This is a genomic window from Ignavibacteriales bacterium (genome assembly GCA_016700155.1).
Lineage (GTDB): Bacteria > Bacteroidota > Ignavibacteria > Ignavibacteriales > Ignavibacteriaceae.
In genome coordinates, this window is record CP065001.1 from 309,795 (window position 1) to 336,611 (window position 26,817).

Sequence of the window (26,817 nt, forward strand, 5' to 3'; positions counted from 1 at the left end):
ACCGTATGCTGGCGGAATAATTATTAGTTACACAAAATCAAATATTAAAGGAGTTTTTATGAATCAACCTGAACCACAAGGAATACAATTTTCTACATTAATGAGTGACATCGATAAGGGTTTAATAAAGATCCCTCAATTCCAGAGAGATTTTATATGGACAAAAGAAAAATCAGCAAAACTAATTGATAGCATACTAAAAGGTTATCCAATTGGAACATTTATTCTTTGGAAAACAAAGGAAGCATTACGAACGATCAAGAATCTCGGTAAAATTAATTTGCCTGCGACACCCCACGGTGAATTTATACAGTATGTTCTTGATGGACAACAACGATTGACTACACTTTACTGCTGTATTAAGGGTTTAGTAATTCAAAGAAATGGAGTATCAGATGACTTCTCAGAATTATATGTTGACTTATTAGCTGAAGAAGATGAAGATATACTAATTATTGACATTTCTGAAAAAGAGCCGTCAAACATTATCAAATTATGTGATTTAATGAATAAAGGTATAAAGTATTTCGCTAATAACTATGAAAAACATTATGAAAAAATTGATAGATATAAAACCCGGTTACAGTCTTATTCATTCTCAATCGTTTTGATACGCGATGCACCGATTGATGTAGCAACTGAAATATTCACAAGGATTAATGTAACCGGTCAACCACTATCCGTCTTTGAAATAATGGTCGCCAAAACATTTGATCCTAAGAAAAAATTTGATTTGGCAGAAAAGTTTGATGAATTAATTGAGAGATTAGAAATAGTTGATTATGAGACAATTTCGAATGCTACCATTCTTCAAACTGTTTCTGTTTTGTTGGTCAAGGAGTGTTCTAAAAAACATATTTTAAAATTGGACAAAGACAAATTCATTAATATTTGGGAAAAAGCTATTGATGCGATAGAACAATCAGTAGAATATTTTAGAAATTACTATCGAATACCTGTATCAAAACTCTTACCTTACAATGCAATGTTAATTCCGTTCAGCTATTTTTTCTTCAAGCATAAAAACAGACCAATTGGGAGAAAACAAAAATATTTAGAAGATTTTTTTTGGCGCACTAGCCTTACTTCTAGATACTCAAGCAGTTTGGAAAGTCGAGTTGCACAAGACATTAAAAGGATAGATAAAATTCTTTCTGACAAGTTGCCCAAGTATGATTATTCTGTCGACATATCTCCTGAATTTATCGAGACAAATGGCTGGTTTAGTGCCTCTGCTGCATATATCAAAGCTATTTTATGTCTCTTGGCTCATCACGAGCCAAAATCATTTGTGGATAATTCTATTGTTAGGTTAAGTAACGATTGGTTAAAACAAGCCAACAGTAAAAACTATCATCATTTTTTTCCAAAATCATATTTAAAAACTAATGGTGAAGACTATCGTTACATAAACCATATTGCTAATATTACTTTAGTTGATGATTTCTTAAATAAAAATGTAATTCGAGCAAAAAGCCCAGCACAGTATATGAAATCGTTTAAAGATAAAAATCCAGATTTGGCAGAATCAATGCAATCTCATTTAATTGATATTGATTCTTTTGGCATCTGGGAAAATGATTATGATACATTCTTCAGAAAGAGAATTAATGCTTTTTCAAAAGAATTAAAAAAGAGAATAATCATTCAATCAATTGATAGAAAATCATCAATAAGAGAATAGTGCAAAATCACAAGAGCAAAAAATAATTTCTTTCATTCTGATAAAGAAGTTTCTACTGTACAAAATCATTACTTTTCTTTATTAAAATTGAGGTATTAATGCTGTGGACTAATGAAATTGAAAGGCAATTTTTTATTGAAGCTTTGCGCAACTTTGCAGCTCCAGAACAATTATTTTATAACTTACAAGGTGTAAATTATGCTTATGTTCCCAGAGGAATTAATGGAGAAGGCCAGACACTTCAATCAAGGAATTCATTAATTGGCCAATTTACTGAAAGGTGGACAAGAAATTTATTAGACCCAATTGCAAGAGCATCTGACTTATATGCTGTGAATGGAGTAATTTGTGAGGAAATTGGGTTGCCAAATCGCTCCTCAGCGGATTTAGCTTTTTGTACCACAAATAGTGTTAACCAGACAGCAAATAATGTTAAAATCATTTTTGAAATAAAAATGAGTGTCGTTTCAAATTATAGATACTTAGGTCAGGAAAATGTGGAATTTGTTGGAGATTATAAATCACATAAAGGAAATCCAGCTTTATTACGTTCTGATTCAATGTTAAAAGCAATAGGTAAAGCAATTAACATTCGTGTTTCTGGTGCTGCTTCGACAAAGATTCCTATTGTAATTTTAGGCAACAGTCCAATTACAGATAGTTACATTCACAAGGTTGATTACCTAAAAACTGCTGGCGTGATACAAGGTTTTTTATCGCTCAATCCGACTCCTACCAATACGACATATGTAAGCAATACTCCTAATTCTGGTTTTAGAACAATCGAAACTGTTGAAATATTGAGAGAATACATAGTCAATTTATTGAATCAAGACATTAATTACTTTTCATCCATGGTATCTAAGAGAAGACTTGGTGAAATAATAACTATAGCTAGTCGTGAAGGCACTGATGTTGGAAAAGCTGAAAGATTTTTAGAATTAATAAGAGAACAATGAAAAAGCGAGAAGGCACAAAAACAAGTTCATTTGGCACAAACGGTAGAATCAATCATGATTCTTCTAAATTTTATGATTCGAAATTATATAAAGAATTGAAGAGTGAAGAGAGATTAGTTGATTCTCAAAATTTGCTTCCTGTTGAATTAGTTAATACAATTATTCTAGGTTCCTGTGAAAATATGTCAATGATTCCTGCTAATTCAATTCATCTTATGATAACTTCTCCACCATATAATGTATCTAAAGATTATGATGAGGATTTATCTTTAGAAGAATATTTAGGTTTATTAAAAAATGCATTTACTGAAACCTATCGCGTCTTAGTGAATGGTGGTCGTGCGTGTATTAATGTAGCTAATCTAGGTAGAAAACCATATATCCCCTTATCAGATTATGTCTCAAAGATTATGATCGATATTGGGTACAAAATGAGAGGAGAAATTATTTGGAATAAAGCTGCAAGCGCTAGTCCATCCACAGCTTGGGGGAGTTGGCAATCCGCTTCAAACCCAACCCTTCGTGATATTCACGAATATATTCTGATTTTTTCAAAAGGAGATTATAAAAGGACTAGAAAAAAAGAAGAAATGCACAATAAAATAAATACCATTACTAAAGAACAATTTATGGAATGGACAAAGTCTATTTGGACAATGAATGCAGAAAGCGCCAGAAGAATTGGACACCCAGCTCCATTTCCCGAAGAGTTACCTTTTAGGTTAATTCAATTATTCTCTTTTAAAAATGATATTATATTAGACCCTTTTATGGGGAGCGGAACAACTGCTATCGCATCTTTGAAATCGGAAAGAAAATATATCGGCTTCGATACAGATGACGCATACATAAAATTAGCCGAAAAAAGAATTGATTCCTTAAAATCCCAATTGAAATTATTTTAATAATTTTTAAAAGAGTCCCACATAACCGCTTTAATCCATCAAAGACGGACAATTAAGCAAACGGACAATACCATGAATAAAGTTCGGGTAGATCTATTAAAAAGTAACATTGGTGAAATAAACACTCAGGAAATATTTTAAATCATCATAAACACTGTGTGGTGTTTTAACAACTTGTCCCGACTATTCGGTATAACATCATTAATCCGTTAAAACCGGACAAGTAAATAAACAAAAAAATAATTATCGGTTTCGAATCAGTTAAGTAGCGTTCTTAAGGATAAATAATATGAATAAAAAAATAGAACCAATACATCCAGGTGAAATACTGCTTGAAGAATTTTTAATTCCAATGGAAATCAGTCAGTACAGATTAGCACAAGATATAAATGTTCCTGCCAGGAGAATAAACGAAATCGTTCTTGGTAAAAGAGCAATAACAGCAGATACAGCCTTAAGACTATCGGAATACTTTGGCTTGTCAGAAAAATTTTGGCTGAACCTGCAGATGAGGTATAATTTAGAAATAGAAAAAGACAAACTAAAAGACAGACTAAAAAGTGAAGTAAAGAGATTATCAAAAGTCAGTTAAATCGGTTTAACATCTTTAGTTCCCCTAATACGGACAGGTAAGTAAACATTCCCGCCAAAGACGGGTAAACAATATCGTATAAAGAAATAAAATAACTCTGACCAACCCACTCCCCCCGAAAATGTTTGCAGATTTAGCATCGATAGCTGTACAATTCTTAGTAGTGTCCTAATTTCACAATTAGTCATCCCGATGGCATTGCCATTCGGGATCTACTTAATTGAAAAGATTCTGAAATGAATTCAGAATGACAGATTGGTTATTTGAAGCTATAAGTGAAATTAGGGCACGACTCTATTCTTAATGATGTTAGAGAATAAGACTTAATTGGTTATATTAAATTGTATTTATGAAAACCAAAACAAAATTATCGCTCGTTGTTATTCCTCTTTTTTCTATTTTATTTTTAGGGTGGGGGAGTGTTGGTCACCGGATAATAAATCAAAGAACTATCCTGTCTGTAACACCGCAAATGACTTTCTGGGAAAGCTGGTCTGATTCATTAGCCGCACACGGTTCTGATGCTGATTACAGAAAATCAACCGATCCGACTGAGGCACCAAAGCACTATATAGATATTGATAATTACCCGGAATTTGTATCGACCGGCAGAATCTCTCAAAACTTTGATTCTTTAGTTGCATTGCACGGCTATTCATTCGTTATGGATCAGGGAACTTTGCCATGGGCTGTTTTGCAAACGACGGCTACACTTCAGAATTATTTCCAGAATAATGATTTCAGTAATGCTATGCTTACCGCAGCCGACCTTGGTCATTACATCGGTGATATGCATATGCCGCTTCACCTTACAAGGAATTACAACGGTCAATATACGGGGCAGAGCGGAGTGCACAGCAGGTATGAGTCCGATATGATAAACCGGTACAGCAACCAGATTTCGTACGCAGGCGATAGTGTTTTTTACATTACTGACATTTCTGAATTTGTTTTTGAAACTGTTTATGAAAATTATCTTTATGTCGATTCGGTTTTAAGATGTGACAGTATTGCAAAAGCTTTTGCGGGTAATACAAACAGCACAACTTACTATCTGAAACTCTGGGAACTGAGCAAAGAGTTTACAACAAAACTTTTTAAAAATGCCTCTTTCAAATTAACGTGCCTGATTTATACAGCATGGATAAACGCCGGCAGCCCTGTTTTTGTTGAAGATGAATCAATTGTTGTAACTGATTTTAGATTATCACAGAATTATCCTAATCCGTTTAATCCATCAACAACAATTCAATACGCAATACCAAACGTAGAGACGAGGCACGCTTCGTCTCTGCACGTGATGTTACAAGTCTATGATATATTGGGTAACGAAATAACAACATTGGTAAACGAAGAAAAACCCGCAGGCACTTATGTGATTAATTTTAATGCTGCTAATCTTAACAGCGGTGTTTATTTCTACAGGTTACAGGCAGGTTCTCCTTCGTCAGGCTCAGGACAGGGATTTATTGAAACAAGAAAAATGATTCTATTAAAATAAACTCCGATATTTTATATTAGAAATAATTCACAATCAAAATAATGTGAATATAACTCACTGCTCCTGATATCTTGCATTTTCAATGCAAAGTAGTAATATTTATTCCAGCCTCTTATAATAGTCTTAAACGGAAAACCAAATGCGAATTTTAACAGGATATCTTTTTGTACTGCTGTGCGTAACCGGTTTAAAAACTTCACTGCCGCAGCAGGATTACGTCCTTGCAGATACTTCGGAAGCGCAAAAGTATTTTAATCACGGTAAAACTTTTTTGGAAACCGCAAAGTACGACAGCGCTCTTCTTTCATTTGAAAGATCAAATATTATTTACAGTTCATTAGCTGAAAAGTTTGATAATCAATCCCTCTGGAAGAGTTCTGTGAACAGTCTTAACAGGATAGGGCGGACATTAATTGCTCTTGGTAAAATTGATTCATCTTACAAACTATTAAACAATACACTGAATCTTTCTATTAATAAAACAGGTAATAAAAGTGCGGAGACAGCAGATTCATATTTTTATCTCGGCAATGCCTGCTGGTACAATGGTAATTATGATGAATCACTTTCCAATTATAACACAGCACTTGCGATCAGAATTTCGTTATCCGGTGAAGAAAATATTGAAGTCGCAGATATTTATAACGGCATCGGGATAGTTTATGCTGAGAAAGCAGATCATGATAAAGCGGTTGAATACTTTCAAAGATCACTCGATCTGAAAATAAAAATATTCGGGGAGGATAATCCTTTAGTTGCAATAGCGTACAACAATCTTGGCAATATTTATAAAGACCGTGAGGATCTGGATAAGGCGATTCAGCTGCATGAAAAAGCTCTCGACATCCGGTTACGTCTCCTGAAAGAAAATCATCCGCACATTGCTTCAAGTTACAGTAATCTTGGACTCGTTTACTATAAACAAGGCGATTATAACAAAGCTGTTGACGTGCATCAAAAAGCACTTAGTATAAGATTAAAACAGCTTGGGGAAAAACATCTTCAGGTTGCATCAAGCTGCAATAATCTTGGACTAGCTTACTGGAAACTGAATTTACTTGACAGCGCGCTGGTTCATCATCAGAAATCATTAATGATAAGGCAGCAGATATTAGGTGAAGAACATAATGATGTAGCAAAAAGTTATATGAATATTGGTCTGGTGTATTTTGAAAAAGGAGAAGATGAAAAAGCACTTGAGCAATACAATAAAGGACTTCAGATAAATCTTAATCTTCTGGGCGATAAACATTTCGAAGTGTCTCATCTCTATCAGAATATGACAGAAGTTTACATGCGAAGAAAAGATTTTAACACTGCTCTTAGTTATTGTCAAAAAACTATTTCTTCACTTATCCCAGAATATGAAGATTCAACTATTTCAGGGACACTTCCGCTGGATAATATTATTTCTGAAACTGATTTATTGAACGCGCTCAAAACAAAGGCTATGATAGTTTCCTCCCTGATCGCGGGGGACAGCAAAGCAAATTATGCGGATGTTTTATCAATTTATAATTCCGCGGATAAACTGATTGAAAAAATACGGACGGGCTACAGGAATGAAGGTTCAAAATTATTTCTCGGTGAAAAAGCATCAGTCATTTATGACCGCGCAATTCAAACATGTATTAATTTATTTGAAAGCACCAGAGATGATAGTTATAAAAACAAAGCATTTTATTTTGCTGAGCGGAGTAAGGCTGTTGTACTTTATGAACAGTTAGCCGAATCAAAAGCAAAACAATTTGGTAAACTTCCTTCAAATATAGTTGAAGAAGAAAAACGATTAAAAGTAAGTCTGGCGTTTTATGACTCACAGTTGCAGAACGAAATATTAAAGAAGAATAAATCTGATGCACAAAAAATAAATGGATACAGGGATTCACTGTTCAGCTTATCGAATGATTATGAGAAGTTTGTTGCAAAACTTGAAAAAGACTTCCCTGAATACTACAGGCTTAAATATGATTCCAGAACTCCCGGTGTGAATGAACTTCAGAATAAATTAAATGACGCTACAACCGTTGTTCAGTATTTCACCGGAGAAAAATCGATTTACATTTTTGTAATATCACAAAATAGTTATGATGTTCTGTCAGTAAACAAACCCGAAAATTTTTCTGAACTCATAAAGAATTTTTATTCATCGATTGTAAAAGCCGAGACTCAAAAATATTTATCATCGGCAGAAGCGCTTAGCGGGTTGTTGATTTATCCCATTAAAGAAAAAATAATTAACGCTGAACGAATAGTTTTTGTGCCGCACGATATTCTGTACAAAATTCCTTTTGAGGCTTTATTCGGAAACAGTTATTCCGCTAAGTCAAACAACCAGGTTGATTATTCTGAGTTACCTTACCTTGTTAAAATTTTTGATATTCAGTATCAGAATTCAGCAGCACTATATCTGAACAGTTTGGAAGCTGACAGAAAGTCAAATGATAAAAACTTTATTGGATTCGCCCCGGTTTTTTCAAAAACAGGGAAGAACGGATATACAATCAACAATGTGAACATCGCTTCGGTATCATCATTGCCTGCAGAAGTTTTACGTTCGGTTTCCGCTGATGGAAAAAATTATGATGAACTTAAATACAGTGAGTGGGAAGTAAAATCGGCTTTGGAAATTTTAGCATCAAAGACTCTTGCAAAGCAATCGGCAGGATTGTTTTATGAGGATGCGAGCGAGACCTCTTTTAAAACTAATGTAAGCCGGTATGATATAATTCATATCGCATCTCATAGTTTTATTAATGATGAACATCCTGAATTGTCGGGAATAGTGTTTGCTAAGCAGGATGAAATCTTCAGCACTGATGACGGAATATTATATTCGAATGAAGCCTATAATCTTGAACTGAATGCTGACCTTGTTGTGTTAAGCAGTTGTGAAAGCGGAATAGGTAAACTTGTTAAAGGGGAAGGACTGATGGCGTTAACACGCGGTTTTATTTATTCAGGTGCAGACAATATTATTTTTTCACTTTGGAAAATTCCGGATAAACACACAAGCGAATTGATGGTAGAATTTTATAAACAAGTTGCAGAGAATAAGAATTATTCTGAATCACTTAGGCATGCAAAGCTGAACCTGATAAAAGATAACTTAACAGCAAGACCAAGATCCTGGGCAGGGTTTGTTCTGATTGGCGGAAATAACTGAGAGGAAATAGAACACAGATGACACAGACAATTTTGATGCGCACTGATTAAGATCAGTTTAAATCTGTTCTATCTGTTAAATCAGTGTGCTATTTACTGTTTTTGCTCAAAAGAAAATAAAACTTACCCAAGTATAAAACCTCGTTTTCATCCTCTAATTTCCAGTAGTACAAACCGGGAGATAAAAAATATTTTGAGTTAACAGTTACTTCATACGAAGGAAAATGGTCATGTTTAATCGGTGCTGAAAAAATTGTTCTTTCAAGGTTATTCATCACGGTTATATCAATATCATTCTTTTCATTCATTTCCCACCTGAATGTTACTGCGCTGTCAATTATCTTTTCATTATTGGCTGGAGAAGTAACTACCTTGATTATATTTTCATCCGAACGGACATTATCTTTCATCCATTCTTCAAGGTAAGGATTGAGACGAAATTCCGGTGCTGAAAGGTCAGCAAGGAGTTCGTCCTCATTTTCAGGTATTGAATGCGATGTATCACTCTTTATTAAAAGAGAATCCTTTGAGATCACTAATTCATTTTCACGTTTTAAATTATCTGAACTGTTCAGAGCAAAGTAGAGGAAAAAAGCCATGATTATAACTGCGGCTGCAAATCCTATTCTTACTGGTGAAGAAAATATTTCCGTAAAGATTGCCATAACCGGATTCTGATTTTTCATTTTTATCTTTGAATCCGGAATACCTTCCGTTCGAATAATTGTAACGGCTTGTTCAGCGGCTTTCAATTCATTAAAACATTCCGCGCATTGAAAATAATGTTCTTCAAATTTTAATAAATCCGCTTCATCAAGATCACCGCTAAGGTAACCGCTTATAAATTTTTCTCTTTCTATTAAATTACATTTCATAAAAGCGTTACTACTTTCATTTAGTTATTTGCTCTTTTGCGACGGATATTGAAAATAATTTTCTTTTTTCAGTTCAGTCAGTAAAAGTTTAAAGGCATAGTTTATTCTTTCGCTTACCCGTCTCTTTTCGATTCCGAGATGATCTGAAATTTCTTCGATTGATTTATCATCATAAATGCGGAGTATCAATACTTCCTTGTATTTGTCCTTAATCCGGGAAAGACATAATTGTATCTTTTCTTTTTTTTCTTCTTCAAGAATATCAGATAATTGATTCTCACCATTACTTATATGCTGATGTAAATCTATATCATCGGTTTGTTTTTCTTTTTTGAGATTCCTGAAATGAAGTGCAACAACATTACTTACAATTCCGGCAATGTATGCTTCAACCGGTTTTCCTTTGGAAGGATCAAATCCGCCTTTTCTTAAACTTACAAGCACCGCATTGTAAGCTTCACTAACAATATCTCGGTGTATTTCAGAGTTTATTCTTCCGCGCAGACGCACTCTTACTAAAAAGTGTATTCTCTCTTCATATCTTTTAAAGAGAGTATTTTCAGCATCAGAATCGCCTTTAGCAATTTTATCCGCAAGAAGGATATCATCATTGTTAATCTGCATATCAAATAATAACAACAATTGGTTTAAAACTAAAATTCAAAGTGGTTTAGATAGTTTTCAATATTTCACGCCGAACTGCAAATAGACTATATAAAGTAATTCCCTCGTAAAATTAATCATCAGGAGTAAACTATGAAAAGCTGGTTTTTCAGATTACTTATATTGTTAGTACTCATCTTGATACGAATATCATATGGACAATGGCAAACAGGTCCTTTAGTTGATAATGTAATTTGTATTGATTCCTCGACACAGATCAATTCAAGGATTGCCACAGACGGCGACGGAGGGGCTTTTATTGTGTGGCAGGATTCGAGAAATTATGCAGCAACAGGACATGATATTTATATACAAAGAATCAATAAAGATGGCTACACTGTATTTGCAAACAATGGAATACCTGTATGCAGGGCAGGCGGCGACCAGCTTTATCCTCAGGTTGTTGAAAGTGATAACGGGAGTGCGATTATTTTCTGGTTTGATAACCGGACAAATTATACAAACTCGACTGATCTGTATGCCCAGAAAATTGATGCACAGGGAAATATTTTGTGGACAATTGATGGAGTGCCGGTGAGTGACTATTCCACAAATATTCCGGGTGCTGTAGTAACTTATAACATTTTAAAAGATGATGACGGCGGCGCGTTTATCGCGTGGCAGCTTAACTATTATGGCTATGGTCATATAAGAGCACAAAGAATTAATACCGATGGAAATATCCTTTGGGATTCCACCGGAACAAAAGTTACAGATGGTGCAAGAGATGACAGGTTACCACAGATAATAAATGACAAACTGAGCGGCGGGATAGTGATTGTACACAGAAGTCATTTGTATGGAGTATCCGCCCAACGGCTTGATGCAGACGGAAATTTACTTTGGGCTTATCCCGGTGTCCTTGTATTTCCTGATGGTCCGCAGAATGAATGTTCAATAACTCCCGGGGATATTTATTCAAATGGAGGTTTAGTTGCAATCACGTTTGCATTTTACGGTCCTGTTTATGCACAATTGCTTGACACGCTTGGTAATAAACTGTGGGGACCGGATGGTATTGTAGTGAATAATTTATCCGGCGGAAATGTGTTCGCCAAGATCGAAAATAATTTTGATGAAAATGAAATTTCTCCATTTTCACCAGGGGTTATTGACTCAACATTTGGAGTTGGTGGTATTACATCTACAACTATACAAAGTTTTAGTACTCTTTGGGATGCAGCATTGCAAAGCGATGATAAAATAGTTACCGTAGGTTTTTCAAGTCCGGGTCTGAATAGTGACAACGAGTTTTCACTCGCCCGATATAATTCTGACGGTACACTTGACAATACATTTGGAACGGGCGGTGTTGTGCACCATTCTGTGACTAACGGATCAGATTGGATTAAATCGGTAGCCATTCAGCCAGATGGGAAAATTATCGCAGCCGGTGAAGGGCAACAAGATGGAATATATTGTTTTGCTCTGGCCCGTTACAACCCAGATGGTAGTCTTGATAATACATTTGGATCTCAGGGAACTACAATCACTATTGTTGATAGTGCTCATTATAATACTATTCATTCGATAGCTCTTCAAAGTGATGGTAAAATTATTGTCGCTAGCGGGTATTTCGGAATTTTAGCGAGATACAATAATGATGGTACTCTGGATAACACATTTGGTATGAATGGATTCATACAAACTGAAGCTGATTTTCTGGAGTCTGTAGTCATACAAGATAATGGAAAAATTGTAGCTGTAGGAAGCAATAAATTAACCAGTTCTGAATATGATTTCATTATCGTAAGATATAATCCTGATGGGAGTATTGATTCCACTTTTGGATCTAACGGGTTGGTTACAACACACACCGGTGCAGAATGGGAAAGCTTTTTCACAGTAAAGATCCAGGATGATGGTAAAATTATTACCGGTGGTTTAAAAGGTTTACCCTATGCTGAAAAAGATGCCGTATTGATGAGATTCCATGAGGATGGTAGTCCGGACAATTCATTCGGTGTAAACGGCATAGTAATAAGTCCAACTCTTGAAATAGTAAATTCAATACAGTTACAAGCAGATGGTAAAATTGTAGCTGGAGGTAACGTTGATAGTGTATCACAAAACAGTAAAGACTTTGCACTGACACGCTATAATACCGATGGAAGTCTTGACATTTCATTTGGTGATAATGGAACCGCGATAACAGTTTTTGAACCAGTCGATTTACTTGATAATGATATTCAAAAGGTTTTAATCCTCAGCGATAGTAAAATTGTAGCAGCAGGATCATCCTCTTATAGCGCAAATGTTAGAAAAAATGTTTTGATAAGCTACTATGGCGGTTCAAAAATAATCGGGAACTACTATTTAAGCTGGCTTCACTCTGTAAGTTTTCAGGGTTATGAAATTTATGCTCAGAAATTAGATGTGAATGGAAATTTATTATGGACACAAAACGGCATACAGGTTTCAAATAGTTTAACCGCTTATGCTGATGATGAAACCACACACCAGATATTTTTTAATGGTGAAAATATACTTTCAACCTGGCAGGATACACGGGCAAATACAAATGGTATCTATGCACAATTAATTTCTCAGGATGGTCAACTACTTTGGGGAAACCAGGGAATGCGGGTTTCATCACTGACCGCAAGAATGAATTTTGTAAAATCACAATCGCAGTTAGACGATGCTGCAGTCATTATTGCATTTCACGGAAATGGAAATCCTGTCGGAACATTTTCAAATGTTTATGCAAAATATATTTCATCGGAAGGAGTGCTGCCAGTTGAACTGACTTCCTTCAGTGCAGAATTAATTGATGACGCTGTAAAACTAAGCTGGGTTACAATGACGGAGGTGAATAATTTTGGCTTTGAGATTGAGAGATTGACTGAGATCAATCCAACCTGGCAAAAGATAGGATTCGTTGCGGGCAATGGAAATTCAAACACGGTAAAAACATATTCATTTGTTGATACTGATATTACAGCAGGCAGATATGTTTACAGGTTCAAACAGATAGACAATGACGGGAGGTATGAATACTCTCAAGAAATCGAAATAAATCTTGGAATGCCGGATGCATTTTCATTGGAACAGAACTATCCCAATCCATTTAATCCTGCAACGACAATTCAATACACAATACCAAACGTAGAGACGAGGGACGCCTCGTCTCTGCACGTGATGTTACAAGTCTATGATATATTGGGCAGCGAAATAACAACATTGGTAAACGAAGAAAAACCCGCCGGCACTTATGAAGTTGTTTTTAACGCGAGTGACTTACCAAGTGGAGTTTATTTTTACAGCCTTTCTGCTGGCAACTTCAAACGGACAAAGAAATTTGTATTAATGAAATAGATAAAGTGAAACGTCAAGGGTCAAACGACAGACGTGAGATGAATAAGAAGGCGATCATAAATGGTCGCCTTTTTTGTTGGGGGAGAATTTTTTTTAACCACTCAGGCACTAAGAACACTGAGAAGCACTAAGGAAGAATTGAACGAAGATAGTTACAGGTTACTAAATGCTTGTTACTTGATACTGGTGACGAGATCCCGGATACCTGATCTCAAATACATTTTTGTAAAGCGTGATTGCTTAATCTTTTTATTCATTCAGTCATTCAATCAATCAGCCATTCATCTTTCCGGACTCAGCCCTCCAAATTAAACACTTAACATTTAGTATTTAACATTTGAAATTAATTTCCCGTTGCTTTAAGTTGCTATTGTATTTATGCGCCCCTTTAACCAGTTCATAAATCCCGGGGCAGTGCTTTGAGGCAGTTCTACAGGTTAGGCTTGTATGTGGAAAGCGGATCGGGAGAAAATAATTTTAGCAGAAGCCAGGAGAAAGAAGTAAGAAATTTTTGAGGTTAATATATTTTAGAATAAAGCATGATATATAGTCTAGACATTCAGGTATAAATTATTGGCTGCATAAGCACTAGAGACGTAATAATTGTGAAATCTACAATCATAAAGTTTGAATATTTTGTTTCATTAATAATTTTGGTTTCAATTCTTACAAAAATTCAATTATTTAATTTTTTAGGGTTCATTTCATTCGCGGATAGTGTTTTAGTTTTTGTTTTCTTTTTATCAGCATTACTTGCCATTTTAGGAATGTTTTTACAAAAGCATTGGGGTTATTTTTCTACCTACATTTTTATTATGGTATCTTCAATTGTATTCGGAATTGCTCCTATACCATTTGTAAAAATACTATTTCCAAACAGTATTATTAATCTTTCTGTTGTACTTACAAGTGCATCATTATTTGCTTTTACCCTATTTCTTCATATAAAATTATTTATTAATAAACCGTCTGGCATTATTAATAAATAAACAGTTAAAGGTTAAATAGAAAAAATAATTTTAGATTTCTATCTAGTAAAACAGAGTTCTTTAGAAAAATAGACACACAAAAAATCTTTTAAATAATTATAAACCCGGAATCGTGGACTCAAGTCTATTCCGGATAACACGATTCTAACTGGAAAATAACAGGGTGCGATAATGAAGATACTTATTTTCATCATTTCCTTTTTTCTCTTTAACAATTTGATCTATTCACAATCAGATAGTTTACAATCTGGTTCTCAGAATATGAATAATGATCAGAGCTCAGACTTCGCTGAAAATAATAAACCGGTTTCTGTGGCAGGGGCTATCTCATTGTCACTTATGGTTCCCGGAGCCGGATTGTTTTTATCTGAGAACTATGGAGAAGGCGCTGCTTATTTTGGAGTTTCATTTGCTTTTTACACTACGGCTTTAGTTTTTTTGCTTTCAGGAGAATCACCAAGTGAAAATGTTGCTTTACCATTTTTCTTAGTTGGGGGTTCTATTCATTTAGGGAGTATTGTACATACTATAGTTGCGACAAAAGAATACAATGAGAGTATTTTACCTTATGTGTCATATAACGGAAAGAATTATCAAGTTGGTTTATCCTTTAGATTTTAGGTCAAGATCTTTTTTATTCATTAAGCGAAGCACAGTAAGTAATCAGTTGAACGATAGTGCAAAAAAATAGTTCAGGTTGATCTTTTTGAAATGAGTTCTTTAAAAAAAATAAACACATAGAAAATTTTTTAAATAATTATAAACCGGCGTTGTGTTTTAACATTACACGCCGTTAGGCATATGAGAAGTAGACTCCAAATACTATTCAAAGTTTTAAGCGCGTTTATTATAATATTCTTCATTGTATTAAACTTTGGAAATGTAAACTTCATGGATTACTATTATCAACTTTACATTTTTTACACCACAGTATTTATAAATATTTTAGTCTTGTTTTATCTCAAGTATAGTAATCCTAATTCTAGATCTTTACAGAGTGAAGATAAATATTATTTAATTACCTCAATAATTTTATTAATAAACACCAATTGGATATTCTTTGATATCTTTGATTCTATTTCAAGTGGCTATGATATTGATATAGAATTTATTAAATCAATTTTTAGATATTGGTTAATGATACCTCAGTCAATTTTCACTTCATTTTTTATTCTCTGGATAGTCTTATTTAGTAAACATTACACTAAACCGAAAATATTTGTTGTTTTAACTTTTCTAGTATTATCAGATACAATTCTTATGTTATTCTATTATTATAAAAATGTTTTTCCTTATTAAAATGCGATGACTTTTTTAATAAGTAAAGAGCCCCGCCAAAGGCGGATAAACAATACTGTAAAAAGAAAAAAATAATTCAATTCGACCTTTACTGAATCGAGTTATTTAAATACACTAATATTAAATGGTTAATATTCCTTTCAAATATTTTTTGATCTGGCTTCCGGTTCTAATTCTTATTGGTCTTCTCGCATTCATCGATTTGATAAACTATCAAGATGATTTTAGTTCAATAGCTATCTCAATTACTTCAATTATTGCACTACTAATTGCACGATTTGAAATTTTAGATATAGCGAGTGAAATTACAATCTATCTAAAGAGAAATTATGCAGAACAGCTTAGAGCAAACAAAGTAAATATGAGCAAGGAAAACTTTTCACCTTTGTTTTATTCATTATTCAAATTGAATAATGTTGACACTGGATTAAAATTATTAAATGTTAAAGCGATAAAAGTATTTTTGTTCTTCTTTTCAGTTCAAATATATTTAATCACACTTGTTATTTTAATTCAAATAAAAACTTGATCCTTTAAATATATCAAAGGCTAGCAAGTAAGTAATGGTTTATTAAATAGTTCGAGTCGATCACTATTTAAAGAGCAATTTGAAGACGCACACAAAATATTTTAAATAATTATAAAAATGGCGTTATAATCTTAGAAGATGAGTATCGAGGATTTAAAAAATTTTATTAAACGTCTCAATTGCAAAATGGATTTCAACTATAATTTTGGTGATCCAATATCGATTAAAGATATAGAACTATATGAAGCAAGACTGAATGTTAAATTTCCTGAACAGGTTAAAGAGTTTTATTCTCAGATTAATGGTCTGTCTGTAGATTCGCCGGCATTAGAAGTTTATAACCTGGACAAAGTATTTGTACGTAATGGATTACTTTATTTTGGAAGATTTGATAATCAATACGAAGTGGCATTCAAATTTGATAAAATTAATATGGCAAATCAGTGGGATATAGTTAATCCTCAGAATAGTTATTGTATTACGCACACAATGGCGAGTTTTTGGAGTAATAAAATTCAAGTTTGGCTTAAGAATCGTAGAGAAGTATGGAATGAAGAAAAATATTAAGATTATAGTCCCAATTAAGTAAAGAGTCCGGTTAGTGCAGGCAATAGGTAGAAAGAAAAATTGTTCTTGGTTTCAAATCAATTAAGCAGAGTTCTTGAGAAAATTAAATACACACAATCTTTTCAATAATTATAAAAACGGCGTTGTGGTTTAACATAACAGCGTTATACGTTTATGGAATTAATTCAATTACCAGAATTTATTTATAAATATATTTCCTGGGATAAAGATTATCATAGAAGAATATTAAAAGAAAATGAAATATTTTTTTCTTCAGTTAAAAATTTTAATGACCCTTTTGATTCAACTATTCCATTAAGATATGATATTGGTTCAAATGAACAAATATTCAATCTATTTGTTAAACTTATTCGAAAAGACAATCCAAATTTGACTGAAGATGAAGTAAGGCGAATTGCCAGAAATGAAATAAATTACGATGATGTGCGCGGAAAGAACCGGATACAAAACACAAATGATAATCAAAGAGAAATAATAGCAACAAAATATGGGATTTTTTCAGCCAGTTATAGATTCGATAGCATTTTAATGTGGTCACATTATGCTAATTTACACAAAGGACTTTGCGTCAGATTTAACTGTAAAAAATTTAAAGAGTATATAGAAAAAGAGTGTCCTAAAGACGATTGTGTAATTGTTTGGGATAAAACTGAATATAAGAATGACTATCCAATATTAAATCCATTTGAATTATCTGATTATGATTTAATAATGAAATCTCTTTTAATAAAATCTGCAGTATGGACATATGAAGAAGAGATTCGGTTTATTTTATTTACTGATGCGAATAAGGTTTTGTCCTTACCTAATGGAATTATAGATGAAATAATACTCGGCTGTAGAATTCAAAAAGATTGTAGAAAAGAAATAATTGAATTAGCTAAAGAAAAAAATATTCAAATAACTCAAGCTTATCGGAAAGAAAATTCATTTGGTATAGGCTTTATTAAAGTAAACGTATAACATCTTTAATCCGTCAAAGACTGACAAGCGAGTAGAGAGTTCACGTAGTGGCGGCAATAGGTAGAAAGAAAAGTAATTCTGTGGTTCTATTCAGTAAAACAGAGTTCTTTAGAAACATAAGCACAGGAAATATTTTTAATAAATATAAAGACGATGGCGTTGTTTGATTTAATTTTAGGCTTTCAATAAGTGATTAATATTCCTTTTAAATATTTTTTGATCTGGCTTCCAGTTCTAATTCTTATTGGACTTCTCGCATTCATCGATTTGATAAACTATCAAGATGATTTTAGTTCAATAGCTATCTCAATTACTTCAATTATTGCACTACTAATTGCACGATTTGAAATTTTAGATATAGCGAGTGAAATTGCAATCTATCTAAAGAGAAATTATGCAGAACAGCTTAGAACAAACAAAGTAAATATGAGCAAGGAAAACTTTTCACCTTTGTTTTATTCATTATTCAAATTGAATAATGTTGACACTGGATTAAAATTATTAAATGTTAAAGTGATAAAAGTATTTTTGTTCTTCTTTTCAGTTCAAATATATTTAATCACACTTGTTATTTTAATTCAAATAAAAACTTGATCCTTTAAATATATCAAAGGCTAGCAAGTAAGTAATGGTTTAATAAATAGTTCGAGTCGATCACTATTTAAAGAGCAATTTGAAGACACACACAAAATATTTTAAATAATTATAAATCCGGCGTTGTGGTTTAACATCACGAGTCATAGCATATTTTAATTTTATGGAAATGAATAAACATTTATCGAATAAATGGAAAATATTTTCATTTATTCTAATTCTTCTTTTAATCCTTACCAATGTTTTTTGGATTTATAATTTATTGGATCAAGGTGTCACATTAAAATATTCTGATCAAGTTAATTACGAGAAAACTGAAACTGTAAATCAGCTCCTTGAAATTTATCCATTAATAAACTATGGAATGGATAAGAGTGAAGTCATTTCAAAAATCAAAATGATTGATTCAACATCTGAGTGTTTTGAAAAAGATGGGGAATTAATTTTTGGTTTTCTTGCTTTCACTTTTGATAGTAATAATAAACTAAATAAAATTGAAGAAAACAGTTCTTATTAAAATTATCATCTTTAAAAATCATTAACCCATTCAATCAATCAAACCCGCTATTTTCCCGCACTCCCTCCTCATTTTCCCATTTGACTTATTTAATTGATGCGCTAATTTTGTCATCAATAAATATCGAGGTATGGTTTGAAAAAATTTGTTTTTGTTCTGATCGCTTTCATTTCTGTTTTCTTCACATCGTGTGATAAAGAAAACCTTGAACAAAAGGGAAGTCCCGAATACGTTTCTGAAATTCAGCATTGGCATAACCAGAGAATAACAAGACTAAAATCAGAAACAGGATGGCTTAACCTTGCCGGGTTATTCTGGCTGAAGGAAGGTGAAAACAAATTCGGTTCAGCGAAAGATAATGATATAATTTTTCCGTCAGGTCCTGAACATATCGGTTCATTATTCCTTGCGGATTCCGTCGTAACGATTAAAGTTTTACCGGGAGTCAATGTCCTCCTCAACGATTCAGCCATCACCGAAATGAAACTGAATGATGACTTCACTAATCCGACAACTTTTCTGCAAGCCGGTTCACTCAAATGGAACATTATAAAACGTGTGAAAGGTTTCGGTATTCGTTTGCGTGATCTGGATTCAGAACTCGCGAAGAACTTTACAACGATAGAAACTTTTCCGATAAACAGTGACTGGAAAATTGAAGCGAAGTTTGAACCATATAATCCGCCAAAGAAAATATTAATTCCCGATGTTATCGGAACAACTGAAGAAGAAGATTCTCCCGGTGCGGTTGTGTTCATACGCGATAATCAGACATACAGGATGGACGCACTTGACGCAGGCGGTTCAAGGATATGGTTTATTTTTGCCGATCAAACGAGCGGAGAGGAAACTTACGGTGCGGGAAGATTTCTTTATGCAGATAAACCTGATTCAAACGGAATAGTTATACTTGAGTTTAACAAAGCATATAATCCGCCATGTGTATTCACAAAATTTGCGACGTGCCCGCTTCCTCCCAAAGATAATTTTTTAAAGTTGCGGATTACCGCAGGCGAAAAAATGTGGGGTGAACAGCACTAAATATTTTCAGGGATAAACAGATTCAAACTTTGAAATTATTTTATCCATAAGATGATTTAATCCTTCATCAATTATTTGTCTAGATGGATCGGCATTATACCAGTTCATAATATCTTCGGCTCCCTGTGCAAACAGAATTGTAGCTTCAAATTCCGGGACGAACTTTTTTATTTTGGAATTATCGAACACAACACTTGTTGATTTATCTCCGAGCAATTCCTCGCCCCACTGTTTGTCATAAGCCGCAATCACATCTGAAGGTATGTGAATGATATCAGCTTGTGTTCCCGCTGCTTCAGCCATGATATTACATATCTGGTTCCAATTTAACAGTTCATCAGATGTAATCTGAAAAACTTCTCCGACAGCTTTTTGATTTCCCAGTAATCCAGTAAAACCTTTTGCAAAATCTTTATGATGAGTTAATACCCAAAGTGAAGAACCATCTCCGTGAATAATAATTCTCTTTCCTTTTCTCATCCTGTCGATAGCTGTGTATGCGCCTTTGAGCGGTATCATCGTTTTGTCATAAGTGTGAGACGGACGCACAATTGTCACAGGGAAATTCTCTTCCCTGAAAGCGCGCATCAATCTTTCTTCACACGCAATTTTATTTCTTGAGTACTCCCAGTAAGGATTAACCAATGGAGTGTTTTCAGTGATAGGAAGTTTCTGCAATGGCTTCTGATATGCTGACGCTGAACTGATAAAAATAAATTGTGAAGTTCTTCCGCTGAATAGATTCAAATCATTCTCAATATCTTTTGGGGTGTAAGCAATCCAGTCAACGACACAATCAAATGCTAAACTGCCTATCACGCTTTTTGCAGAATCAGCATCATAAATATTTCCGTTTAATATTATTGCTTCTTTTGGTGCGGGTCTTTCTGTTGTCTGACTCCGGTTCAGAAGGTAAAGTTCAATTCCTTTTTCAACGGCAAGCTGCGAGCATGCTGAACTTATTTTTCCTGTTCCACCGATAAATAATACTTTCATCTTTTTGTCTCTTTTGAAATCGATTTAGTCAAAGTTAAGAATTATTCGTGAAGTAATTCAAAAATTCAGAAGTTCTAAACTCTTACAAAAACTTTATCTCGCTGTTACAATTCCGTGATAACTGAACAGCATCTTTGCCTTCGAACTTCAGATTAAAAACCAAAGGAGGCACTAATGAAAAAACTTAAATCTGTTTTGATAGTAGTAATTCTGTTTGTGTTATCATCACAATCAAAAGCACAGGTTGATCCTGATACTGCAATGAAAGCAAGCATTGACAGGTTCAGTGTTGGCACAGGTATGTTGTTCGTAAGGGATACAACAAATAATCTTCCCGGACCAAATGCGCCGATAGATTTTGATCAAGGTCCGTTTATAACAAAAGGTCTTGGTAAAAACGGTGAGTTAGTCTCTTACTATAATTTTGATGTACAGCCGACCCAGCCTGCACCGATCTATGTTTTGTTCAGAGAGGGTGAGACGAGTCCGGTTGAGGGACAATTGAATATTGTAGGCGTAATTCCAGGCGATGCGGGCTACAATGATTTCTGGAGAGTGAACTTTGTTACTGTTCCGTCAAACTATGTTGCGAACACGGTTACAAAAGTTTCAGAAATTACTGCAGGCAGTTATCCGATAGATACCAAAGATATTATAGTTAATTGCCCGATTGTTCCGTTTGGTTCAACTGCTCTATTAAGGTATAATGAAATGGAAGACCCCGGATTAACACGCGGCTGGTATGAAACGCAGGTTGTTTACTATTTTAATTTTTCTGAGAAAGCTTTGATGGTTACCGGGACAGGAATGGTTCCGGTATCACCTATATATGTTACATTCAATATTAATCCAGGTGAACCGGGAGGCGGACCACCTTCAGGATTTAAAAGTGATGGAACAGGAAGGACACATAATGTTCCCGCTACACTCCCTGAGGATGATTCATATTCACCGCTGTGGGTAGTTAATATTTATGACAACGCGGATTTTGATATGGTGCATGATCTTGCTTCTGCACAAATGGCAAATATACTTGCTGCTGGTGCGGCGATAGTAAACTGTCCGATTGTTTTAAATGAATCCGCAACTTCAGTTGAAGAAACAGGTGAAGGTATTCCTGAAAATTTTGAACTTGGACAGAACTTTCCGAATCCGTTCAACCCTTCAACTACAATAAAATTTTCTTTGCCATCAAATGAATTTGTATCATTGAAAATATTTAACAGCATTGGTCAGGAGGTAAGTGAATTGGTTAACCAAACACTTCCTGCAGGTAGTTATTCAATTAATTTTGATGCAGAAAATCTTTCCAGCGGAATTTATTTTTATACACTGTCATCTAACAATTTTAAGAGTACGAAAAAAATGCTTCTGCTTAAATGATGTGTTTGATTAATGTTTTGACACTGATTGGTTATCTAATGCGATACGATGAGTGATAAAGCAAAGCTCACATAATCGTGGGCTTTGCTATGGATATTCTTATTCTAACAAACTATCTTTAATTAAGTGTTAAGAGTATCGTGATAATTCCGTTACAATTAAATTTTATTTTTCAAGCAAAAATTATTTAAAGTGAAAAAAGTACTTGTAGTTGAAGATGACAGATCAATTGTTGATCTGTTAGAAATACATCTTAAAGACCTTAACTGTGAAGTTGAATCTGTCTTTGACGGTGAAGAGGGATTGAAACAGGCTGTGTCGGGTAATTTCGATCTTATCGTTCTTGATCTTATGCTTCCTAAAATGAACGGTCTGGATATCTGCAAAGAGATAAGACGAAAAGATAATTACACCCCGGTGTTAATGCTGACCGCTAAATCGGAAGAGTTTGATAAAGTGCTTGGACTTGAAGTCGGCGCAGATGATTATCTTACAAAACCATTCGGTATTCGGGAATTTATCGCGCGTGTAAAAGCAATCTTAAGAAGAGTTGAAGCAGTTCAGAAAGAAAACGGGGACGCATTAAGTATTCTCTGCGGTGACCTTACAATCGATGTGAGTAAAAGAAAAGTATCTTTGTACGGCGATAGGATTGAGTTGACACCGAAAGAATTTGATCTCCTTCACCTTATGGCAGCGCACCCGGGAAAAACATATACACGTGAACAGCTTTTAAATTTGTTGTGGGGTTATCAGTATAATGGTTATGAACATACGGTTAACTCGCACATCAACAGGCTGCGGAGTAAAATAGAACCTGATATCGCTGAACCGAAATATATTCTGACAACTTGGGGTGTTGGCTACAGATTCAACGAAGAGCTTATCAACAACTGATGGAAAAAAGCAAAACAAAACATATCGGATTTTTCTCAAGCCTTTATATTCGTATTGCCGCGATCATACTATTAGTGCTGATACTTGTTTCCGTCGCTTACCTTTATATTGCTGTGTTCACCGCTGAAATGTACTTCCAGGAAGCAAACCAGCGATTGAATGTTGAAGTCGCCCAGCATATTGCTGATGAGCATGAATTTTTTATCGATGGTGAAGTGCAGAAAAAATCTCTTGAAAAAGTATTTCACGATATAATGGTCATCAATCCGAGTATTGAAGTTTATCTTCTCAATACTGAAGGAAATATACTTGCATATTACGCACCAAATAAAAAAGTACTAGCTGAAAAAGTTCACCTCGAACCGATTAAAAAATTTGTTGAAACAAAAGGCTCATCATTCCTTATGGGTGTTGATCCCAAGGATGGTTCTAGTGAAAAAACTTTCTCAGCCGCAGAAGTGTATGAAGACGGTATTCACAGGGGATATATTTACGTAATACTCGGCAGTGAAGAATACATCACAGCGACTCAATTCGTGCTTGGGAGTTATATACTGCGTCTCGGTGTTCGTTCAATGACGATTACATTAATTGCTGCGGCGCTGCTTAGTCTTTTTGCTCTTGCACTAATAACAAAAAATTTCAGAAATATTATTTCAGTGATAAGACGATTTAAAGACGGCGATCTTTCAGCAAGAATAAATGTTAAAGGAAAAAGTGAATTGAGAGAATTCGCAAATTCATTTAATGAAATGGCTGATACAATTGTAAAGAATCTTGAGGAAATAAAAACGATGGATAACCTGCGGAGAGAACTTGTCGCCAATGTTTCTCATGATCTAAGAACGCCGCTTGCTTCAATACAGGGATACATCGAAACTATAATGATCAAAAAAGATTCTTTGTCAGAAGAAGAACAACAGAAATATCTGCGGGTAATTTTCAACAGTACTGAGCGTCTTAAAATCCTTGTCGCTGAATTATTTGAGTTATCAAAACTTGAAGCGAGAGAAACAAAACCACAGCCGGAAGCTTTTTCACTCGCTGAGCTTGTCCAGGATATTTATCAGAAGAATAAAATGCTTGCGGGGAAAAGAAACATCAAAATAAAAGTTGAATCACCATCAACGCTGCCGCTTGTTTACGCTGACATAAGAATGATGGAAAAAGTTATTCAAAACCTGCTCGATAATTCACTTAAGTTCACACCTGAAAACGGGAACATCACAATCAGATTGTTAAATAAAAATAATTTTATCCGCTTTGAACTCGGTGATGATGGACAGGGAATAAATGAAAAGGAACTTCCTTTTATATTTGAAAGATACCAGAGGAAAAAAAGATACGGGCAAAAAGAAAATGAAGGATCGGGTCTGGGACTCGCAATCGTAAAAAGAATACTTGAAGTTCATCAAATAGAAATCAATGTGAAAAGCATTGAAGGAAAAGAAACAATTTTTTCATTTGAAATTCCGGTCTATATACTCCCTTCAATATTTAAACCAATGCCTGCAGAAACTGCTTAACGGGCTATTCTTGCGCAAACATTAATGAACGAATGATCCTGTATCAACCTATTCCTTAACCCAGTCGATAGCGTTTCTTATCAACATCCTATAATCAGTGTTTTCATAAGCCTGGTGATCGTGACCTAATTGCAGGTAGACTATTTTAGAATTTTTGTAAGAGTTTGTCCATCCAAGGTATTTGCCGTTTTCACAATTATCACTGGTAAGCAGAGGTGAAACATAATCATGGACATTGTAATTCAGGTACGCTTCATCAGTTATATGAAATCCGGTCATATCTTTTGTAACAGGATTCTCTTTGTCGACAATATTTATAAAAAATTCCTGATCGTGTTTATAAGTAGATTGCCCGTATTTCTTTCCTTCATCTGAATATGCTTTATGATGATATCTGCCGCCGAGAATTTTTTCATACTCATCCCAGTCCTGGTGTGATACAAGTGCATGATGTAGAAATACCAATCCGATTCCTTTTTCGGTCAGACTTAAGAACGATTTTTTTTCGTCTTCATTTATCGGCTGGTAAGCATCATAAAATACAACAGCATCATAATAATTTATCTTATCTGAGTTGAAATCGTTAAAGACTGCAGGCTTTGTGGCTGTATCATAAACGATATCACTAAAGCTTTCAAAGATTTTATAAAATGAATCCCGTTCAAATTCTTTTCCGCCGGTAACCACTAATATTTTAGTTTGCGAAAATAGTGTTGAACTGACAGCAACGAAAAACAATGATGCTACAAAGAGAGTTCTGGCATTTATCATATCTGTTCTATCCTTATTAATGAAAGAAACTTAAATTCTTTCCGCACAACTATTATTTTTAAACTTCCCAAAGTTGCGGATCATCAATTATTTACTGCTGCCCCCGATTGCACTTTTTGAAAAATATAAATACTTTTAATCAAATATCAATTTATTGATTACTGTATTCATTCAAAGGAGGTTCTATGCGAAAAATTTTTTCTACAATTCTGTTTTTAACTGCACTCTTTTCCGTTTCTTTGACATATGCACAGCAAAATTCTTTTAGTGATCTTATAATTGAAAAAGAACTTAATCCTTCGGTATATATCGAAGCAAGGCGTGCTGCCATGGATCTTGGATTACCGGTAAGTATAAAAATGAACGATGGTGTACTCATCGATGTAATTAAAATTGTTGATGGAACTGTTCTGTACTCGGTAATAAAAAATGCCGTGCATCCTTTTTCAGATGGTGAAATACTAAGCTATGCACAGGTAAGCGAACGATATAATCTTGCCAATGCAGAAATTAATTGGGGGATAGTATCATCGGAAAATCAAAATGAAAGAATTCTTGCAACAGAGCTTTTGTTAATCCCGGACTGGACAAACGATAACGTGCTTGCGTTTGATCCTGTAACAGGTGATCTGGTGAATGCTAATTTTATTCCTCCAAATCCGGGAAACCTTGGTTCACCAAAACATGCTCTTTTTAACCCGGCAGGATTTATAAGTGTGTCTGATCAGATAACAGACCTTGTTCAGAAGTTTGATACATCAGGTGTATATACAAGTATTTTAGCGCCTGCAGGCGGGGTTAACACAGCTTTGCTTGATAATCTCCGGGGACACGAGTATAGACCAACAAATGGAAATTTAATTGTTACTGTAGGAAGCAGTGCAAACCAGAATTCTGTTGCTGAGTTTGATCTTTCAGGAAATTATGTCGGTCAGTTTATTGCAACAGGTGCGGGTGGATTGAACAGTCCTTTTTGTATTTTGTTCAGAGATAACAACGTGTTGATTACAGGTTCAAGCAGTGACGCAGCACATATGTATGATTTGAACGGAAACTATATAA

22 protein-coding genes are annotated in these 26,817 nt (G+C 34.4%); 18 read left to right on the forward strand and 4 right to left on the reverse strand.

The annotated features are described in order from the left end of the window. Nucleotides 1–58 precede the first annotated feature (58 nt). The 6 genes from IPM56_01235 (at nt 59) to IPM56_01260 (ending at nt 8,807) form a co-directional block, all read left to right on the forward strand. Nucleotides 59–1,684, forward strand: a complete 1,626-nt coding sequence (locus tag IPM56_01235; protein ID QQS36607.1) for a DUF262 domain-containing protein — start codon at nt 59–61, stop codon at nt 1,682–1,684. Nucleotides 1,685–1,782: 98 nt separating this feature from the next. After that, a complete protein-coding gene (locus IPM56_01240; GenBank protein QQS36608.1) occupies nt 1,783–2,643 on the forward strand; it encodes a hypothetical protein in 861 nt (286 codons plus the stop codon). Then, nucleotides 2,640–3,548, forward strand: a complete 909-nt coding sequence (locus tag IPM56_01245) for a site-specific DNA-methyltransferase (protein QQS36609.1) — start codon at nt 2,640–2,642, stop codon at nt 3,546–3,548. Before IPM56_01240 ends, IPM56_01245 begins: the two co-directional genes overlap by 4 nt. A 289-nt stretch (nt 3,549–3,837) precedes the next feature. Further along, nucleotides 3,838–4,140 (forward strand): HigA family addiction module antidote protein, encoded by a 303-nt coding sequence (locus IPM56_01250; protein QQS36610.1) that lies wholly within the window; start codon nt 3,838–3,840, stop codon nt 4,138–4,140. A 349-nt stretch (nt 4,141–4,489) separates the two neighbouring features. After that, entirely contained in the window at nt 4,490–5,641 is a 1,152-nt protein-coding gene (locus IPM56_01255) for a T9SS type A sorting domain-containing protein (GenBank protein QQS36611.1), read from the forward strand. A 139-nt stretch (nt 5,642–5,780) separates the two neighbouring features. Continuing rightward, the gene (locus IPM56_01260) at nt 5,781–8,807 is read left to right on the forward strand and encodes a CHAT domain-containing protein (GenBank protein QQS36612.1); all 3,027 of its coding nucleotides are present in this window, start codon (nt 5,781–5,783) and stop codon (nt 8,805–8,807) included. Between the two features lie 88 nt (nt 8,808–8,895). Here IPM56_01260 and IPM56_01265 read toward each other — a convergent pair whose 3' ends face one another. Continuing rightward, on the reverse strand, nt 8,896–9,681 hold the full coding sequence (locus IPM56_01265) for a zf-HC2 domain-containing protein (GenBank protein QQS36613.1): 786 nt from the start codon (nt 9,679–9,681) through the stop codon (nt 8,896–8,898). 24 nt (nt 9,682–9,705) lie between these two features. Continuing rightward, nucleotides 9,706–10,305 carry a sigma-70 family RNA polymerase sigma factor gene (locus IPM56_01270; GenBank protein QQS36614.1) on the reverse strand — a complete coding sequence of 200 codons (600 nt, stop codon included), beginning with the start codon at nt 10,303–10,305 and terminating at the stop codon, nt 9,706–9,708. 132 nt (nt 10,306–10,437) lie between these two features. Between IPM56_01270 and IPM56_01275 the strand changes: the two genes are divergently transcribed. The 9 genes from IPM56_01275 to IPM56_01315 all read left to right on the forward strand — a co-directional run bounded on the left by IPM56_01275 (nt 10,438) and on the right by IPM56_01315 (nt 20,182). Then, the gene (locus IPM56_01275) at nt 10,438–13,662 is read left to right on the forward strand and encodes a T9SS type A sorting domain-containing protein (GenBank protein QQS36615.1); all 3,225 of its coding nucleotides are present in this window, start codon (nt 10,438–10,440) and stop codon (nt 13,660–13,662) included. Nucleotides 13,663–14,267: 605 nt separating this feature from the next. Then, complete coding sequence (locus IPM56_01280) at nt 14,268–14,651, forward strand: hypothetical protein (protein QQS36616.1); 384 nt, start codon at nt 14,268–14,270, stop codon at nt 14,649–14,651. A gap of 171 nt (nt 14,652–14,822) precedes the next feature. Beyond that, entirely contained in the window at nt 14,823–15,272 is a 450-nt protein-coding gene (locus IPM56_01285; protein ID QQS36617.1) for a hypothetical protein, read from the forward strand. Between the two features lie 802 nt (nt 15,273–16,074). Beyond that, the gene (locus IPM56_01290; protein ID QQS36618.1) at nt 16,075–16,479 is read left to right on the forward strand and encodes a hypothetical protein; all 405 of its coding nucleotides are present in this window, start codon (nt 16,075–16,077) and stop codon (nt 16,477–16,479) included. A gap of 186 nt (nt 16,480–16,665) precedes the next feature. Beyond that, on the forward strand, nt 16,666–17,046 hold the full coding sequence (locus IPM56_01295; GenBank protein QQS36619.1) for an SMI1/KNR4 family protein: 381 nt from the start codon (nt 16,666–16,668) through the stop codon (nt 17,044–17,046). A gap of 174 nt (nt 17,047–17,220) precedes the next feature. Beyond that, nucleotides 17,221–18,030 (forward strand): DUF2971 domain-containing protein, encoded by an 810-nt coding sequence (locus tag IPM56_01300; GenBank protein ID QQS36620.1) that lies wholly within the window; start codon nt 17,221–17,223, stop codon nt 18,028–18,030. A gap of 189 nt (nt 18,031–18,219) precedes the next feature. Beyond that, nucleotides 18,220–18,624: a hypothetical protein gene (locus IPM56_01305; protein ID QQS36621.1), complete on the forward strand. Its 405-nt coding sequence runs from the start codon at nt 18,220–18,222 to the stop codon at nt 18,622–18,624. A 169-nt stretch (nt 18,625–18,793) separates the two neighbouring features. Then, a complete protein-coding gene (locus IPM56_01310; GenBank protein QQS36622.1) occupies nt 18,794–19,141 on the forward strand; it encodes a hypothetical protein in 348 nt (115 codons plus the stop codon). Between the two features lie 135 nt (nt 19,142–19,276). Beyond that, nucleotides 19,277–20,182 carry a DUF1684 domain-containing protein gene (locus tag IPM56_01315; GenBank protein QQS36623.1) on the forward strand — a complete coding sequence of 302 codons (906 nt, stop codon included), beginning with the start codon at nt 19,277–19,279 and terminating at the stop codon, nt 20,180–20,182. A 6-nt stretch (nt 20,183–20,188) separates the two neighbouring features. Here IPM56_01315 and IPM56_01320 read toward each other — a convergent pair whose 3' ends face one another. Beyond that, complete coding sequence (locus IPM56_01320) at nt 20,189–21,178, reverse strand: SDR family oxidoreductase (GenBank protein QQS36624.1); 990 nt, start codon at nt 21,176–21,178, stop codon at nt 20,189–20,191. Between the two features lie 174 nt (nt 21,179–21,352). Between IPM56_01320 and IPM56_01325 the strand changes: the two genes are divergently transcribed. The 3 genes from IPM56_01325 to IPM56_01335 all read left to right on the forward strand — a co-directional run bounded on the left by IPM56_01325 (nt 21,353) and on the right by IPM56_01335 (nt 24,984). Continuing rightward, a complete protein-coding gene (locus IPM56_01325; GenBank protein QQS36625.1) occupies nt 21,353–22,561 on the forward strand; it encodes a T9SS type A sorting domain-containing protein in 1,209 nt (402 codons plus the stop codon). Nucleotides 22,562–22,753: 192 nt separating this feature from the next. Continuing rightward, a complete protein-coding gene (locus tag IPM56_01330) occupies nt 22,754–23,458 on the forward strand; it encodes a response regulator transcription factor (GenBank protein ID QQS36626.1) in 705 nt (234 codons plus the stop codon). After that, on the forward strand, nt 23,458–24,984 hold the full coding sequence (locus IPM56_01335) for a HAMP domain-containing protein (protein QQS36627.1): 1,527 nt from the start codon (nt 23,458–23,460) through the stop codon (nt 24,982–24,984). The genes IPM56_01330 and IPM56_01335 overlap by 1 nt, the downstream gene beginning before the upstream one ends. A gap of 48 nt (nt 24,985–25,032) precedes the next feature. On the opposite strand, the gene IPM56_01340 is transcribed toward IPM56_01335, so the two are convergent. Beyond that, nucleotides 25,033–25,755, reverse strand: a complete 723-nt coding sequence (locus tag IPM56_01340; protein QQS36628.1) for a ThuA domain-containing protein — start codon at nt 25,753–25,755, stop codon at nt 25,033–25,035. Nucleotides 25,756–26,817 lie beyond the last annotated feature (1,062 nt).